Below are 16,938 nucleotides of genomic sequence, written 5' to 3'. Positions count from 1 at the left end.
CTAGTAAATATGACCTCACTTTAACTTTTTAAGATAAACATAACAGCGTGCACCTACCTTATGATTGAAAACTACAATTTATTTTTATTGGTCTGCGGTATCGCTTTTTTACTGGGGGCGTTATTCCCCATTATATTTAAGCGCACGCCTATCTCTTTGCCTATGTTGCAGGTCAGCTTTGGGCTGCTGATGGGGTACTGGTGGACGACCTTATCATTTTTAGACCCTATGAATAACGGCTTAATTATCGAAAAATTAACCGAAATTGTGGTGCTCGTATCCTTGGTTGGTGCTGGTATCAAAATTGATACGAAGCTGTCTTGGCAATTGTGGCGACCGACCGTGCGTCTGTTGCTTATTACCATGCCGATTGGCATCTTTGCGATGGCGGTGCTAGGCTACTATGCATTTGGTCTCAGTCTGGGAGCCGCTATATTGCTGGGCGCAGTATTGGCTCCAACCGATCCTGTATTGGCTTCTAGTATTCAAGTAGGGCCACCCAATACAGGTCGCGAAGACACACCTCGCTTTACATTAACGTCAGAAGCAGGATTGAATGACGGACTGGCTTTCCCATTTGTTTATTTGGCCATAAAAATAGCGGAAGCCTTTAGCCAAGGCAATTCCTTTACCCTCGAGATGCTCTGGTCATGGTTCACTCATGATGTCTTATGGAAAATTGGTGCTGGGCTGGTGGTGGGGATTGTCGTTGGTAAAATTATGGCCAAGCTGGTATTTTCAAAATACAGCCAAAACACCACTATTTCTCAAGGCTATGTGGTCATTGCACTAACGTTAGTGGCTTATGGACTTGCCGAATTTGTACATAGTTATGGCTTTATCGCCGTGTTTATCGCGGCATTTGCCTTTCGCCGCTCAGAGCATGAGCATAGCTATCACCACAAGCTCCATGATTTTGCAGAACAATCAGAAGGCTTACTCATGTCTCTAGTGCTGGTCACTTTCGGCATGTTTCTTGGTCAAGGATTACAGTCGGGCGTTGAGCTGACATGGCGTGTTTACATCGTCAGCTTCACTTTCCTCTTGTTGATACGTCCCATTGGCGGGTTTATTGCTTTATCAGGACTAAACATGGCACACACTGAAAAGTATGCCATCTCTGCTTTGGGCATCCGTGGTATTGGTACGCTATATTATTTATCTTATGCGCTCAACCAAGGTTTTTTCGGTGATGAAGATGCGCTTAAACTGTGGGTCGTCTGTTCAATTGTCATTTTGGCGTCAATCTTTATTCATGGTCTTAGCGCCACAAAATTGCTTAAAATGACGCCGAATAAATCACATTAACCTTATCGATAGAGCTATCTAGCGCTTTGAAAGCTCTGAATCGACTAAGTTAAGTACCGCTTCCGTTAGTGCAAACTGACGGACATCATTCAGCATCGTGGTGTCAAAATTATGGATAAAGGCAAGTGATAATTGGCGCTCTGGGTCACACCAAGCAACCGAACCGTTATAGCCCATATGCCCAAACCCTTGCTTGTTTGCATCAACTTTTTCACTGTCTGTATGCTGACAAAGACTAAATAACCGATGATAACCCAAGCGCCAATCCATGTTTGCTGGCATGACAGCATCTATCCCTGTGACTTGCGGTTTGGATAGTTGCTCAAAAGTGGCGCTATTAATAAACGTGTGTCCTTGCCATGTTCCGCCGTTGGCTAACATGGCATAGATGGTGGCCAATGCCTGAGCTGAAGCGACACCATTTGCTGCTGGAATAATGGCCTGTAGTGTCTCACGACTGTGATAATCGATTGCTTGTTTGCCAGCAGGTATGAGTGCCGCCTTATAGTTTTTTAGATTAAGCTGACTGGTATTGAAGTACAAACTATTAATATGAGCCATGTCTAGTATCGGTAAAGTGTTCTGCTCATCATCTGAACTTAGGTCTGCCGCTTGTATATCAACTAAGGCTAGCTGCTGCCAGCAAGCATAACTAGGCAAATTGGCATAAGTACGTAAAGTACTTTGTGAGTCGGCTTTTAGCGTTGGTTTATGACGTTTATTACGCAGTTGTGAGCCAGCCTCATTTGATACTTCGAAGTCTTTGGCCAGTCTTGCTACTTGGTTGACTTTATTTTCTGGTACACCAAAATAGCAACTATCGGCAATACCTAAAGGCTCAGTGAGATAATGGCGCAATGCCTCAGCTAAAGACATTTCCGTAACAGCTTCTATCAGACCGCCCAACACCCAACCATAGACCAGAGCACTATAAGCGCTGTCATATAGCTCGCCATGGTCTGGTGCTGTGATTGGCATGGCAGCAACTTTATTGAGCATTTGATCCCAATCAAGTAAAGTTTCGCTATCCGCATCGATACTCTGAATTGAGAATAAGTTGGCTTGATGCGACATCACGCTACGTAGCGTAATATTCCCTTTATTCTGTGCAGAAAATGCAGGCCAATAATGGGCAATAGGTTGGTCATAATCAAGCATCTGCTGCGAAACCAATATATGTACGAGCGTCGCCAATACACCTTTACCCGTCGAAAAGTTAATCGCCAAAGTATCAGGCTGCCACGGCATCTCTGGACGTGCCATCCCCACACTCGCCTGTGCAATGCATTCTCCTGCCTGATAAACAACCACGGCACCACCAGCTGGTGCATCATCAAGCTGTAAGTCGGTGAGTATTTGCTGCAAGCGTTGTTGCAACGTTATATTTATCTGATGATCAAAAATCTGCGTGGTTTTATTATTATTGTCAATCATGGCTACCCTGCTCCATTTCTATAAAACAGCTAAACGGTAAAAAACTATTTAGCCCCTAATATTAAGTGTTCATATGATAAAAATACATTATTTGCTAAGGCGTAACTGTTCAATATCTCAATATTAGCAATTTATCTTTTCGTTTGCTTAGGGCGTGTCCTCATTTTAAAAATAACAACGCGCCTTAATAAAAAAGGCAACCTAGTGGTCGCCTCTCTGTCATGCAATGCTGCTTAATAATACGTTGTCATCTTTATGTCTTAGCGCGGTACCAACAGACGATTATGAACTTCTTGCTCAAGCTTCGTCAAGCCATGACTGCGCCCACGTTCCATAGCGGTGTCCATTTTACGTCCACGTAACCATCCTGCGCGTAGCGCCATTGCGGCACCCACTCTATTGCCTGAGCCACAATGCACTGCCGTTTTTTTGCCATGATGTTGACGCAATATATTATCAAATGCCAATATATTAAGCTGCTTTAAGTCTGCAGCACCATTAATAGGCAGATGCTCATAGTGCATGCCAGCTCGCTCGACCGCTGCGGCTTCATCAAAGCTCAATTCATCATCTGGCTGTAAGTTAATCACTAACTCAACCCCAGCTTTCGCTAAGGCAACCACTTTTTCGTCATTGAGTGCACCGCATACAATGGTAGTGTCATCAGGACGAAAATAAGGCTCAAGAACAGTACTAAGATCAACACCATTGTCTAAAACGTTATTGCCAGCATTCGATACTGTGTCAATAGCTACTGAATGATTCAGTTGATCTGGGTTTGGTACGGCGGTATGTGAAGTCATAATTATAAATTTGTTCGTTATATTTACTATGATCAATTCCAGTTAAAATAAGTACAAAGCAACCGCGTGTCGATGTATAAGCAATACTTCAAGCGAGGTTAACGCTATCACTTTTCTATCAAGAAACGACCATATTGAGATATTTTTTAGTTAAATGACAGTCGTTCTACTGGCTTTTACTCATTGCCACTCTGTAATTTAACCGTACCTGCCAAATGCGGCTTGTCATTTTTAGAGCTAAATAAGCCAAACTCACAGGTATCGTCTGTGTCTTCAAGTGCAGCCACCGGATCAGCGATAAGCTCTACTTCGGCAGGCAAAAAGATAGGCAGTTTAAATGACACCTCAACCGTACAAGCATCCGGCAACTCGTCCATCATAGCAAGGCATTTGGCCTTTGACCACATGCCGTGAGCAATCGCTTTAGGAAAGCCAAACGCACGCGCAGATAATGGATGGAGATGAATGAGGTTAAAGTCACCTGAAACAAAAGCATAACGACGACCGATATCTTCTGGCACTTCAAAGATACTATGCACGCCTTCTGGGTTGACTGATGGCTTGACCGTTATTGGACGTGGAGTGCTTTTTTTGTCTTTGCTGCTGATTGGTTTTTTGCTACGTGATAGATACGTCGAAGTACCTTCCCAAATCACCTTATCTTCTGACTTGACCGTCGTCACAAAATCAAACTGCTGACCCTGAGCATGGTCACGCAAATTATCAAAGGTGACTGACATAGCAACCGTTTCACGCTCACCGATAGGACGATACTGAGTCACACTATTATCGACGTGCACTAGACCCAACATAGCAAATGGAAATGGCTCTTTGACCATCATATTCATTTGCAGCGTTTGAGACAGCACTGAAAAGTAAGTAATAGGTACTTTGCCATTATCTGCAAAACCACAAATTTTACGATAATCGTTTAAGTTACTTTGGTCAATGTGCAAATCGTCCACATAGTAAGTCGCTTGCGGCAATTGGTCTTTACTGATTTTGCCATTATTACCAATAGGCAATAAACTTTTAACGATATTGGCATAGGTCGTATGCGCTTTCGGCAACGCATCATAATGTTTGTCTGACATAATAAATCCTAAGTGGGGCTTGAGCAAATTTTCTTGGTGTATCTAAAGATGCTATGACATTATTGGTTACAGCCTATCATTGAGCAATGCCACCAGTATTATGCCTAAGTTAGGCACAATTCAAGGCGTGGTTTTAGAGAATGTAAGCAACTCTCACAGCAAAAAACAATTTGGCTACTGGTTGTCTGTGTTTTTATCATAAAAAAGCCACCCTTGGGCAGCTTTATTACGATTTATGAGCAATTTTTTCGTAAGCATATGTGAGGAAAATTGAAAATACTGATTAATATCAGCTATTTATCATAATCTAAATCATCATCTACACTTACTTATAATTGACACTTACTTATAAAGTGATATTAAGCACCCAATAAGCTTTGACCACAAACGCGAACGATGTTGCCATTTAAGCCACCAGAAGCAGGTGATGCAAACCATGCGATGGTCTCAGCCACGTCTACTGGCAAGCCGCCTTGGCTCATAGAGTTCATACGGCGACCCGCTTCACGAATAGCAAATGGAATGGCTTCGGTCATTTGCGTTTCAATAAACCCTGGAGCAACGGCGTTGATCGTCATGCCTTTGGCGTTGTCTTCTAACTGCTTGGCAGTGGCATTCACCAATCCAATCACCCCTGCTTTAGAGGTGGCATAGTTGGTTTGACCCAAGTTGCCAGCGATACCTGAAATCGATGACACACAAACGATACGTGCATTGTCTTTTAATACGTCGTTGTCTAGTAAATAGCGGTTCAGCCTAGCAATACTACCTAGGTTAATATCGATAACCATGTCCCACTTTTTCTCGTCCATGTTTGCCAATGTCTTATCACGAGTGACGCCAGCATTATGGATGATTGAATCTAATCCGCCACGCTTTTGTGCAGCTTCGGCGATTTGCTTACCAGCGTCATCACTGGTGATGTCGACGGTCAATACTGAGCCACTAATTTCGCTAGCGACTTTTTGTAGGTCTGCTTGCTGCTGCGGTACATCAAGGCAGATAACGTGAGCGCCTTCGCGAGCCAATACACGAGCAATTGCTTCACCAATACCGCGGCTTGCGCCAGTTACCAGCATGGTTTTACCGCCAAGAGGCTGTGTCCAATCGACATCAACATTACTGCCTTTACTAACGCGTACGACTTGTCCTGAGACATAAGCTGAACGAGCTGAGGTGAAAAAGCGTAAAGTCGAATCTAGATTTTGCTCTGCGCCGTCTTCCACATAAATAAGCTGTGCAGTAATACCGCGTTTGAACTCTTTACCGACAGACTTTACAAAGCCTTCAAGCGCACGCTGAGCCAAAGCTGTATCAATGTCAGTGATATTCTCTGGTGTGCGGCCAATGATAATGACGCGACCAGACTTCTCTACACGACGAGCCACAGTATGGAAGAACTCATACACTTCTTTTAATTGATCGGCATTGCTAATATTGCTGGCATCAAACAACAAAACTTTAAATTTATCATCGCCGCCCGTATTGGCTTTTGCTTCGACGCCTGCATCAGCAAGGGCATCTTTGATATCATCACTGCTGTTTACATAAACATCAGCATGTACGTCTGACAAAATTCGAGCAATAGACTCACTGACGCTTTTATCATCGCCATTAGCACGACCAACCAATACGCTACCACGTACTAAAGGCTCACCGCTTTCGAAGCGATCAAGGGTAACAGGTAACGGTAGACCCAAATTTTTGGCCACTTTTTTGCCAATAGAAGACTGAACAAAATCACCATAACGGTCTGACATAATATAATCCCTATAACGAACGGTTAGAATAATAGTAATAAATGTAATGTGCCTATTATATAGACTCAATAACCTCATAATTATTGATATTTAGTAAATGAGTCTAAAGCTGGCCTAACTATACACTGCCATCTTAAACAAGTCCAAAAACCGATAATGTCTACAACAATCTGTAAACAACTCAGTATACAAGACGGTCACTTTTTCTGGATTTAAAAATCACCACATTGTGCTAAAATCAGACCTATAAGTTATAGCAAATGCAATTATCGATAACAATATATTATCAAATCTATCGTTATGCAATGCCAATAATCGATACTAGCCAGTCTACGAAAGTCATATTGATGTCTTTTAAAGCTGATACCGACCTTAGATAAGCGTCACATAGTTTGCCAAAGATATACAGTAAAGTCGTAAAAACGTCTTATCATAAACAGTTATGCTGCGTAATAAGTGATAATATTTGCTTCTTGTTTATTCTCGATTATTGAATTTTTTAATGTAATCATTTTTATTATTAGTTTTACTATTGTTAACCTCTTTTCTTCTGCCCATATTTTTTAAGGATAATATTATGAGTAATAAAAACAATCACCCTGATAGCCCTGTTGTTGAAAGTACAGTGGTAAAAGCCAGTGCGTCAAAATCTACTGATAATAAATCAGACAGCGCCAAAACAGAAACGGCTGTTAAAAAAGCTAAAAGCACGACAGCTACAGACACGTCTAATGAAGAGTCTTCTAGTAATAAAGAGTCTTCTAGCACCACAGAAGCGAATGATAAATCACCAGCTTCTACTACGAAAAAGCCAGCATCTGCTGCCAAAAAAACCAGCAAAACCAAAGCCGTTGCTGGTCAAAATCGTGTGGCTATCTTAGGTGGCAACCGTATTCCATTTGCACGCTCGAACGGTTCATACGCTGACGTTAGCAACACCGACATGTTGACAGCTGCATTAGATGGCTTGATTGAACGCTATAATCTACAAGACGAAGTGTTGGGTGAAGTGGTATCTGGTGCCGTCATGAAACTAAGCCGTGACATCAACCTAACTCGCGAAGCCACGCTTAACACAGCGCTCAATCCACATACGCCAACTTATGATATCTCACAAGCTTGCGGTACTGGCTTGCAAGCGACTTTTGCTTCTGCCAATAAAATCGCACTGGGTCTTATCGACTCAGCCATCACTGGCGGCGTAGACACGACCTCTGATGCACCGATCGCGATTGGTGATGGTCTACGTAAAGTACTGATCAAACTGGGCGCGGCTAAAGACAACAAACAACGCCTAAAAGCGTTAATGGGGCTAAATCCAAAAGACTTAATCGATTCGCCACAAAACGGTGAACCACGCACTGGTCTATCAATGGGCGACCATCAAGCCATCACCACACTTGAGTGGAATATCAGCCGCGAAGCACAAGATGAGCTTGCTTTTAACAGTCATCAAAACCTAGCGCGCGCTTATGATGAAGGGTTCTTTGATGACCTTATTACTCCATACAAAGGTCTGACGCGCGATAACAACTTGCGCCCTGATACCACTTTGGAAAAACTGGCTAAATTAAAGCCTGTGTTTGGTAAAAAGAACGCCAACCCAACGATGACAGCAGCCAACTCTACCCCATTAACGGATGGTGCCTCTTGTGTCCTATTGGGAACCGATGAGTGGGCAAAAGAGCGTGGTCTTAAGCCATTGGCTTATATCGTTCATCAAGAAACGGCCGCCGTTGATTTCATTGGTAAATCTGGCACCACAGAAGGCCTATTAATGGCACCTGCTTATGCCGTACCGCGTATGCTTGAGCGTGCAGGTCTAACACTACAAGATTTCGATTTTTATGAAATCCATGAAGCCTTTGCATCACAAGTGTTATCAACACTAGCTGCTTGGGAAGATGAAAAATTCTGTGAAGAGCGTCTAGGACTAGATGCACCTCTAGGCTCTATCGATCGTAGCAAGCTAAACGTTAATGGCTCGTCGTTAGCTGCGGGTCATCCATTTGCCGCAACGGGCGGTCGTATCCTAGCCACTGCAGCGAAGCTATTGGATCAAAAAGGCTCAGGTCGTGCACTAATCTCTATCTGTGCAGCTGGTGGTCAGGGCGTGACTTGTATCTTAGAGAAATAACTCTTTGACTGCTATTATTTGATTGCTATTACCAGTCAATAGTTAGCACGAATACTTTAAAGCACTCTTTAATCGATGGATTAGAGGGTGCTTTTTTATGCCCATTCACTACTCAAAACTGGATATTAGTCATGGTCTTGCTAACAACACAATAATGAAACGTAGCCAACGCATAGCTCTATCGGTAGTTATGCTAAAGTAAGAGGATAACCAATAAAAATCATAACAACACTGATTAGGAGTTTTTTATGGGTAAGATACCTTCGTCCATCAATCCCAAATCCCTTACGCCACAAGAGCGTCAGGAACTTAGCTCACCTGAGCAACACAGTTTTATCGAGCGTATGGACAAAGAGGTTTTTAATGATCAGTTGCGTCGTAAGATGCACGAAGACCTCATCGATACTTATGATGAAGAGCTAGAAAATGAGATAGATGATTATGTGCGTGACTTTCGTTTTGATGGGCGCGAAATGAGTGAGCAAGAAAGACTTGATCGTCGTATGTACTTTCAAGAGTTGGTAAGGCTACAGCGCGAGCTTATTAAGTTGCAAGACTGGGTCGTTGATCGCGGTGAGCGTATCGTTGTCATATTTGAGGGTCGTGACTCGGCGGGTAAAGGTGGCGCTATCAAGCGTATCACGCAGCGTTTAAACCCTCGTGTGTGTCGAGTGGCTGCCCTACCTGCACCGACAGAACGTGAGCAATCACAATGGTATTTTCAGCGTTATGTCGCCCATTTGCCTGCTGCTGGTGAAATTGTTCTGTTTGACCGCAGTTGGTATAACCGTGTGGGGGTTGAGCGTGTGATGGGTTTTTGTACCGATGCACAGTATGAAGAATTTTTTCAGTCGGTGCCTGAGTTTGAACGTATGCTAGTCCGCTCAGGTATTCGCTTGGTGAAGTACTGGTTTTCGATCACTGATGATGAGCAGCATTCACGCTTTATGAGCCGTATTCATGACCCGCTCAAGCAATGGAAGCTCTCAGCCATGGACTTACAGTCACGCCGCCGTTGGGAAGACTATACCAAGGCAAAAGAGACCATGTTTGAGCGAACGCATATCCCTGAAGCACCTTGGTGGGTGGTTGAAGGTAACAATAAAAAACGCGCAAGGCTAAACTGTATTGCTCATCTACTCGAACAAATTCCTTATAAAGAAGTGCCACGTGATGAAGTAGAATTACCCGATCGTAAACGTGATGACGAATACTACCGTGAGCCTATTCCAGATGATATGTATGTGCCACCGCGCTATTAAAAGATATGGTGACTTTACTTAGGGTGTGTCCTCAGTTCAATCGATTGTCCTCTAAATTATTTAATAATGGCTACATTTTGCCAAGCATCGTCAAATAGCTTATTGATATCTCGATATTATTGGCATTACCTTCATTGTTTGACGGCAATTTTTATCACCATTTTTAACATGAAGACACGCCCTAGTCTTATGCTCATAAAAAAAGCCACCTTATCGATATATAAGGTGGCTTTTTTTATACTGTTTATTTAATAATAGTCGTCTAACACTCATCAAAACCATTACAAGTACAATAAATAATTACATGGTATAGGTGGACTGCAAACCATCTATTTTACCCGCCAATAATCGCTCAACTTCGTTTTTAATTCTTTGACCTGCAATATCAGTTCCAATCTGTACCGCAAAACCTGCCGGTCGACCACCTTGCGTTTTGGCATTAATCCAAACCACTTTGCCATTCATAGGCAAACGCTCGCTAGAATTGGGTAAAGTGATAGCGATAAATACCTCGTTACCTAGCTGCTGAACGTCATTGGATGGCACAAATAATGCGCCATTACTGACAAAGGACAAGTAGCTGGCATATAACATTTCGATATTTTCAATGTGGCAGGTTAATATCCCGCCGCGTCCTGGCATGGCCATAGTCAGCTTCCTTCATTAAGTTTGGTATTTTTATTTGCTATTGAGGCAGATTTTCTTATAAACAAGCCAATTCTTGCATTAGCTTATCATAGGCAAATTTTTCTTGCACATTTTGTTGCAGAGCGATTTTTGTCTGCTGTAAGCTATTAGAAAAAAGTGCTAGGCCATTATTATCAGGTGGATACTTTTCTAAGGCAGCGGATAGATTGACGTCTTTTTGAAGCTCATTAAGCCCTAAGCAAATACGGCGCATATCAAGTAGCATCAGCTCAGACAGCTGAATAAATTCCGTGATACTCAGTTGGTTTTGCCAATAGTCACTGGCTGCCACACTACTACGTTTACCACTACGCAATGCCTGCCACGTCGTCAACCATAGCGCACGTTTGCTATACCATGGCGCTTGTGCCATGGCTATCGCTGCCAAAGGTGCGCCATTTGCCAATTGGATAAGCTGCTCAATCGCAGCCGTTCCGACCGCTTCACGATTGACCGTAGAGCCAAGTGCCTGTGTCACATAGTCAACGGCGATCACAGGCTGAATGGTCTGTAATGGCAACTGCTGCACCCGACTTTTAATGGTGGGCAGTAATTGTGCTGGAGTATCACTGATCAAAAATAAATGGACTTGAGCTTGTGGTTCTTCTAAGGTTTTGAGTAGCGCGTTGGCCGCGGCAATCGTCATTTGCTCTGCATGATCTAACACACAGATACGCATTCCTTGACCACCTTGGTAGATAAAAGGCTGCAAGTTACGGATATCATCCACTTTAATCTTAAGAGCACTGTTATTGGCTGTTTTGGATGATTTTTTATCCTTTGCAGCGTTACTTAATTTCTCTTTATTATCAGTATTGTCTGCACTGATTGGCATACTGATCAGTGGCAATACCTGTAAACTTGGATGCGTGCCAGATCTTAGCCATTGGCAACTTTCACAGGCGCCGCAAGCCCCTGTGGGATGGCTATCACGCTCACGGCATAACAACCAAGCGACCAAGCGCCATACAAAAGCCCGTTTGCCCATACCCTGCATACCAGCAGCTAATAGTGCATGTGGCAAAGATTGCTGTGATGTCAAAACTCGCTTGGTCAATTGCGACCATAGATTTTGCTGCCATGGCAATAACGCGGCAAAATATATGTAGTCTGTAGTATCCATTGTGCCTGTATTTTGCGTCTTATCACTCATAGCTAACGTCCTATAACTTCGCTTGATTATTCAGGATATAGCGTATTCATGACGCCTTAGATGAAATATTTTTTTGCTTAGGCTATTTATCAAATGGGGCTCTGAAATTCAGTCAAACTCATGGCATTTAAGCGGTCTAAATCTTCTTGGGTATCGACCCCTGCAGGTAGATGACAAGCGGCAACTGCAATAGCAATCTGCGCGCCATTTTCTAAAACGCGTAACTGCTCTAGGCTTTCAAGTGTCTCAAGTGGCGTTTGCGGCCAATGCACAAACTGCTGTAATAAACGGACGCGATAAGCATATAACCCTAAATGACGATAAGCATTTTTTGGTGGGTTTCTATCACCATCATTGGACAATACGACATCACGATCACAAGGAATGGGCGCTCGGCTAAAATAAAGCGCACGTTGCAAGTCATTAGCGTGTTGACTGACAACCTTGACCACTGATGAACGCATAAAGGTCTCATAGTCGTCGATAGGCTCACACAAAGTCGCCATCACGCTATCACTGTCTGCGACCAAAAGCGCCTTTACCTGCTCCAATAACAACGGTGGCACTAACGGTTCATCGCCTTGCATGTTGACCACGATATCATGGTCAGCCCATCCTTTGATAGCGGCAACTTCTGCCAAACGATCAGTGCCTGAAGCATGCTCGCTACTGGTCATTACCACATCAAACCCTGCATCCGTGCATACCTTGGCAATATCGTCATCATCCGTGGCAATACACATATCATCAGCGAAGTGCGCTGTTTGCGCCTTTTCAGCAACCCAAAGAATCATCGGCTTACCATGTATCTCTAGTAATGGCTTGCCGGGCAGCCTTGTGCTTTTAAAACGAGCAGGGATAACAATGTGAGTTTTGGCGGGCATAATCACTGACGACATGGGGTTTCCTATAGCAATTTTTATACGGTTTAAAGCATCATCTATTATTTGCTTTGGTACTGTTATTGTTATTGTTTTCGATATCAATACCTAGCTTTTTTAGCTGCTGCTGCAGATTATCATAACAGCTGTCAGAGAGTTTGGCGGTTACTGGCAGTACCCATAGTCTGTTTATCAGCGTTTGATATTCATTATTTAACGCTTTATCAGTAGTGGCTTTCGATAGCAACGCTCTTATTTTTACCGCATCTTTACTGGTTACTACGATTGGATATTCGGTATACTGCAATAATTCCACCAACTCAAAATCATAATGATCAGGATAAGCATGTCCAACGACATCGAAACCTAGCGAACTTAAAGTATCAAAGAACCGCTGCGGATAACCAATACCGCTCACCGCATGCACTCTACAACCCTTTTTAGGTGCATCAATTTGAGAATAAGATAAAGTAGGTTGCCATAAGAGTTGCAGAGCATCCGCCTCTAAGTGCATTGTCAGACGATGGGCTCGGTACAGATTGCTATTATCTTTGTTATTGTCCACTGAATCTGTTGTTAGTGGTTCATGGTAGATGACAGTTGCACCCTGCAACCGCGACATGGGTTCACGTAAAAAACCTGTTGGCAGGAGTTGCTGATTACCAAAGCCCCGTGCTGAATCGACCACAATCCATTCAATGTCACGTTGCAGTGCATAATGCTGCAAGCCATCGTCGGCAATAATGAATTGCAAGTCAGGATGAGCAGCTAACAAGGTCATAATCGCTTGCTTACGATCAGGACATACTGCCATGGGTGCATTTGTCATATTGACAATCAAACAAGGCTCATCCCCTACCACGTTGGGCAAACTGGCGGCATCGACCAAAGCGGGCATTTGACTGATATCGCCACCGTAACCACGGCTGATGACCCCTACCTTTATTCCGCGTTCTTGTAGATAATCAACCAAGGCAATAATCAATGGTGTTTTGCCACTACCGCCCACGCTAATATTGCCGATCACCATAACGGGAACAGGCGCACGATAACTTGCTAACAGCCCAGCTTTATAAGCTTGACGACGCAGCGTGGTGATAAGTCCGTACAACCAACTAATAGGTAGCAATAGCCATAGCCAAGCGGCTTGACGTTGCCAGGCACGCGTCACTGTCGTTTCAATACTCATGATAATTTGACCACTTACCTATTCAGCTAAACTTTAACTTAGCACGATTTGAACGTCAAAGCTGCTCGAAGAATAATCCAATAACTTTATTCAAAGTCGCGTTCATACATTTGCGCATAATGACCTTGCAATTGCATAAGCTCATCGTGCGTGCCTAATTCGACGATTTGACCGCTGTCTAACACAGCGATACGATCGGCTGATTCAATGGTGGTCAGTCGATGTGCAATGACTAATGTGGTACGATCTTTCATCACATTATCAAGCGCTTGCTGAATGTAATACTCTGATTCATTGTCTAACGCACTGGTTGCTTCATCTAAAATTAAAATCGGCGCATCTTTTAATAGCGCACGAGCAATCGATAAGCGCTGACGCTGCCCGCCAGACAGCTGCAAACCTTCAGCACCGATTTCACTTTGATAACCGTTTGGCATTTTCATAATAAAATCATGAGCAAAGGCATCTTTTGCGGCGCGCTCAACCTCAGCCTGGGTTTTATTGGCTAAGCCACCATAAGCAATATTGTTAAATACCGTGGTATTGAACAGAACTACTTGTTGATTGACCATCGCAATCTGCGCCCGTAAGCTCTCAAGCTTAATGTCTTCAATCGGTATACTATCCAAGGTAATTTGCCCAGAAGAGGTCGATAAGGTGCGCGTCAGTAAATTTACTAAAGATGACTTACCAGCACCACTTCGCCCTACCAATGCAATCGTCTCACCCGCTCTTACATCTAACGTAAAGTCACGCAAAGCGACCGTTGAGTCAGGATAAATCAGACTGACATTATCCAGCTTGATTTCGCCCGTCAGAGCAGGGCTAAGCACACCAGTGTCTTTTTCTTCTGGCTCATCTAACAAGGCAAAAATCGACTCGCCTGCCGCGATACCTTTTTGCAGTTTTTGATTAATATCAGTCAATGAGCGTACCGGCTTGCTGAGCAAACCTGCAGCGGCGATATATGAGATAAACTCACCCGCTGAGATATTGTCTATCACCGATGGGCGTAGTGCGAGCCACACCACAACTGACATGGCGACAGCCATTAGCAGCTGTACTGCTGGCGTATTGATACTGTTGGTCACCACGACCTTCATGCCTTGGCGTAAGTTCTTTTTCGATGTTTTATCGAAGCGTGCGGCTTCGTATGCTTGACCGCCATAGTTTTTGACAACCTGATAGCCACCAATCACTTCATTGGTAATATGGCTGACATCACCCATCGTCTCTTGAATACCCTTAGACAACTTTAGATAACGCTTTGAGGCGATGCGAATAAGCCACAATATTGGCGGTAGCACAACGAATAAAATCAACGTCAAACGCCAATTGCTATAAAGCAAGAAACCTATCAAAGCGACGACTGTCAGACCATCACGCAATAGCGTCTTCATAGAGTCTGTACTAGCTGCGGTGACTTGCTCAACATCAAATATCAGCTTGGATGAAATGGTACCAGCAGGATTGGCTAAGTAAAAAGAGCTTGGCAGACGAAGCAATTTATTAAAGACTTCCACTCGCAGCTCATATACCAAATTACGTGAGACCAGAGCAGAATAATAATTACCCAAAAAGCTACCAACACCGCGGACAAAAAACAGACCAATGATCAATAATGGAAATAAATCCTGTTTGCTTTGATCGTTCTGATTAATGGCATCGGTGATGTATTGAAGTAATTTGGCAATCCAAATCTCTGTCGCCGCATTAATCGCAAAGCCCAACACAGTAAGCATTAATGCCCACCAGTATGGTTTTAAATAACTCAACAAACGCAGCAAGGTCTTATGCTTAGGTATGTTTGACGGCTCTGCTGATAGTTTTTTAGCAGCAATTTTTGCAGAGTCAGGTTGATATGCTTGGCTCATAAAAGCCTCAATTTGGGGGTCATAACATGAATGGACTGCGTTAAAATCGCAGTTTTATAAGAGCATCTATCAATGGCACTAAAGTAGCTATAGGCTACTGCGGTAACGGCTGACCAAGTGGCACGACCGTACTGATATTAAGGTTCAAAAATCCCAGTTTACCCGCAATGTCCATCACTCGCACAACCGATTGATGGGTGGCATTGGCATCCGCAGCAATAACAAATAGCATGTCACGATTACTGCCTGCTTCTTGTTGTAGCATGCTGGTCAACTCTGCCTCATTGCTACTGGCAAGCGTAATACCGTTCACCAGATAACTGCCATCTTCTTGTACTGCCACTTCGATACTATTTTTCTCTTCTGTCAGCGCGACACCTTCAGCTTCAGGAAGAATAATATTTAAACGGCTAAAATGATTAAACGACGTTGCCAGCAGCAAAAACACTATCAAAAACAACAAGCAATCAATCATCGGGGTTAAGTTAATTTCGAGCGGCTCAACAGTCGGTTTTCTAAAGCGCATATCACTCTCTTTAATTTACTGAATACTCATGTGCTTGATGGATTATTAAGGCGTGCTGAACAGTCACAAATACTAAGAAATAAATACTAAGAAGTGACGGCAACACCATTATTCGAGCTTAATCCATCCACTGCATACTCAGTATCTACAACGTCAGCCGATGGCGCACGATGTGCAGGCACATTCAAGCCAGCAGTAGACGTATTTTCCAGCAAATGATAATCATACAACTCTTGAATCATTAGCCCCGCTTGCGTCTCAAACTGGGCATTAATATCGATAATACGGCGCTGAAAATAACGATAGGCAACCAGTGCTGGAATAGCCACGATCATACCAGCAGCAGTCGTAATCAACGCTTGTGACACACCAGCAGCAAGCATCGTTGGGTCTTGCATCGCCCCATCGGTAATCGCCAAAAATGACGAAATAATGCCTAACACCGTGCCTAACAAACCGAGTAGTGGCGCAATCGCTCCTATGGTCCCAAGCATATTGATGTTTTTTTCTAACTGATGCACTTGTACGCTAGCGCGGTTTTGCATATGCATCGTCATCGAGTCTAAGCCATATTGACGATACAGCAGCCCTGTCGCTAAAATATCTCCCAAAGGTGTTTTTTCTTTGACATTCATCAACTGTGTACGACCAATATCCCCATTCTCACGTAAGCGCGTGATTAGCTGTTCGCGCAATCTACTCGGAGCAACTTTATTAAACTGTAAAGTATGACTACGCTCGATGATGATAACCAATGCCAATATTGAGCACACCACGATAGGTGTCATCAACCAACCACCCGCTTTTACCAACTCCCACATAGTGACTCT

Annotated in this window: 14 protein-coding genes; 3 read left to right on the top strand and 11 right to left on the bottom strand. The window is 43.5% G+C overall.

From position 1 onward, the window contains the following. The first annotated feature begins 60 nt into the window (after positions 1-60). Positions 61-1,308: a cation:proton antiporter gene (locus AK822_RS05570; protein ID WP_055124216.1), complete on the top strand. Its 1,248-nt coding sequence runs from the start codon at positions 61-63 to the stop codon at positions 1,306-1,308. A gap of 18 nt (positions 1,309-1,326) precedes the next feature. Here AK822_RS05570 and AK822_RS05565 read toward each other — a convergent pair whose 3' ends face one another. From AK822_RS05565 to AK822_RS05550, 4 genes are all read right to left on the bottom strand, one after another. Further along, on the bottom strand, positions 1,327-2,742 hold the full coding sequence (locus tag AK822_RS05565; protein WP_060490863.1) for a serine hydrolase domain-containing protein: 1,416 nt from the start codon (positions 2,740-2,742) through the stop codon (positions 1,327-1,329). Between the two features lie 260 nt (positions 2,743-3,002). Then, a complete protein-coding gene (locus AK822_RS05560; RefSeq protein WP_060490862.1) occupies positions 3,003-3,545 on the bottom strand; it encodes a protein tyrosine phosphatase family protein in 543 nt (180 codons plus the stop codon). Between the two features lie 176 nt (positions 3,546-3,721). Next, on the bottom strand, positions 3,722-4,639 hold the full coding sequence (locus AK822_RS05555; protein WP_060490861.1) for a MaoC family dehydratase: 918 nt from the start codon (positions 4,637-4,639) through the stop codon (positions 3,722-3,724). 359 nt (positions 4,640-4,998) lie between these two features. Then, entirely contained in the window at positions 4,999-6,399 is a 1,401-nt protein-coding gene (locus AK822_RS05550; RefSeq protein WP_060490860.1) for a 3-oxoacyl-ACP reductase, read from the bottom strand. Between the two features lie 577 nt (positions 6,400-6,976). Here AK822_RS05550 and AK822_RS05545 point away from each other — a divergent pair. Both AK822_RS05545 and ppk2 read left to right on the top strand, forming a co-directional pair. After that, the gene (locus AK822_RS05545; protein WP_060490859.1) at positions 6,977-8,536 is read left to right on the top strand and encodes an acetyl-CoA C-acetyltransferase; all 1,560 of its coding nucleotides are present in this window, start codon (positions 6,977-6,979) and stop codon (positions 8,534-8,536) included. Between the two features lie 248 nt (positions 8,537-8,784). Further along, positions 8,785-9,798, top strand: coding sequence for a polyphosphate kinase 2 (ppk2, locus tag AK822_RS05540; protein ID WP_228139068.1), 1,014 nt, complete (start codon positions 8,785-8,787; stop codon positions 9,796-9,798). Positions 9,799-10,098: 300 nt separating this feature from the next. Here the strand turns inward: ppk2 and AK822_RS05535 are convergent, their stop codons facing one another. The 7 genes from AK822_RS05535 to AK822_RS05505 all read right to left on the bottom strand — a co-directional run bounded on the left by AK822_RS05535 (position 10,099) and on the right by AK822_RS05505 (position 16,929). Then, positions 10,099-10,446 carry a PilZ domain-containing protein gene (locus AK822_RS05535; protein ID WP_060490858.1) on the bottom strand — a complete coding sequence of 116 codons (348 nt, stop codon included), beginning with the start codon at positions 10,444-10,446 and terminating at the stop codon, positions 10,099-10,101. A gap of 55 nt (positions 10,447-10,501) precedes the next feature. Beyond that, positions 10,502-11,638, bottom strand: a complete 1,137-nt coding sequence (locus AK822_RS05530) for a DNA polymerase III subunit delta' (protein ID WP_060490857.1) — start codon at positions 11,636-11,638, stop codon at positions 10,502-10,504. Between the two features lie 89 nt (positions 11,639-11,727). Then, entirely contained in the window at positions 11,728-12,537 is an 810-nt protein-coding gene (kdsB, locus tag AK822_RS05525; RefSeq protein WP_060490856.1) for a 3-deoxy-manno-octulosonate cytidylyltransferase, read from the bottom strand. Between the two features lie 37 nt (positions 12,538-12,574). Further along, the gene (lpxK, locus tag AK822_RS05520; RefSeq protein ID WP_060490855.1) at positions 12,575-13,708 is read right to left on the bottom strand and encodes a tetraacyldisaccharide 4'-kinase; all 1,134 of its coding nucleotides are present in this window, start codon (positions 13,706-13,708) and stop codon (positions 12,575-12,577) included. Positions 13,709-13,794: 86 nt separating this feature from the next. Continuing rightward, positions 13,795-15,582, bottom strand: a complete 1,788-nt coding sequence (msbA, locus tag AK822_RS05515) for a lipid A export permease/ATP-binding protein MsbA (protein ID WP_060490854.1) — start codon at positions 15,580-15,582, stop codon at positions 13,795-13,797. Positions 15,583-15,676: 94 nt separating this feature from the next. Then, positions 15,677-16,108 carry an ExbD/TolR family protein gene (locus AK822_RS05510; protein WP_025651795.1) on the bottom strand — a complete coding sequence of 144 codons (432 nt, stop codon included), beginning with the start codon at positions 16,106-16,108 and terminating at the stop codon, positions 15,677-15,679. A gap of 86 nt (positions 16,109-16,194) precedes the next feature. After that, a complete protein-coding gene (locus AK822_RS05505; protein WP_060490853.1) occupies positions 16,195-16,929 on the bottom strand; it encodes a MotA/TolQ/ExbB proton channel family protein in 735 nt (244 codons plus the stop codon). Positions 16,930-16,938 lie beyond the last annotated feature (9 nt).

It is taken from the genome of Psychrobacter sp. P11F6 (assembly GCF_001435295.1).
Taxonomy (GTDB): Bacteria; Pseudomonadota; Gammaproteobacteria; order Pseudomonadales; family Moraxellaceae; genus Psychrobacter.
The sequence above is the reverse complement of the archived record's forward strand: the minus strand, read 5'-3'. Positions and strand labels throughout refer to the sequence as shown.

Coding starts and splice junctions, on each gene's coding strand:
- AK822_RS05570 (WP_055124216.1), top strand. CDS start 61: ATGATTGAAAACTACAATTTATTTTTATTGGTCTGCGGTATCGCTTTT.
- AK822_RS05565 (WP_060490863.1), bottom strand. CDS start 2,742: ATGATTGACAATAATAATAAAACCACGCAGATTTTTGATCATCAGATA.
- AK822_RS05560 (WP_060490862.1), bottom strand. CDS start 3,545: ATGACTTCACATACCGCCGTACCAAACCCAGATCAACTGAATCATTCA.
- AK822_RS05555 (WP_060490861.1), bottom strand. CDS start 4,639: ATGTCAGACAAACATTATGATGCGTTGCCGAAAGCGCATACGACCTAT.
- AK822_RS05550 (WP_060490860.1), bottom strand. CDS start 6,399: ATGTCAGACCGTTATGGTGATTTTGTTCAGTCTTCTATTGGCAAAAAA.
- AK822_RS05545 (WP_060490859.1), top strand. CDS start 6,977: ATGAGTAATAAAAACAATCACCCTGATAGCCCTGTTGTTGAAAGTACA.
- ppk2 (WP_228139068.1), top strand. CDS start 8,785: ATGGGTAAGATACCTTCGTCCATCAATCCCAAATCCCTTACGCCACAA.
- AK822_RS05535 (WP_060490858.1), bottom strand. CDS start 10,446: ATGGCCATGCCAGGACGCGGCGGGATATTAACCTGCCACATTGAAAAT.
- AK822_RS05530 (WP_060490857.1), bottom strand. CDS start 11,638: ATGAGTGATAAGACGCAAAATACAGGCACAATGGATACTACAGACTAC.
- kdsB (WP_060490856.1), bottom strand. CDS start 12,537: ATGTCGTCAGTGATTATGCCCGCCAAAACTCACATTGTTATCCCTGCT.
- lpxK (WP_060490855.1), bottom strand. CDS start 13,708: ATGAGTATTGAAACGACAGTGACGCGTGCCTGGCAACGTCAAGCCGCT.
- msbA (WP_060490854.1), bottom strand. CDS start 15,582: ATGAGCCAAGCATATCAACCTGACTCTGCAAAAATTGCTGCTAAAAAA.
- AK822_RS05510 (WP_025651795.1), bottom strand. CDS start 16,108: ATGCGCTTTAGAAAACCGACTGTTGAGCCGCTCGAAATTAACTTAACC.
- AK822_RS05505 (WP_060490853.1), bottom strand. CDS start 16,929: ATGTGGGAGTTGGTAAAAGCGGGTGGTTGGTTGATGACACCTATCGTG.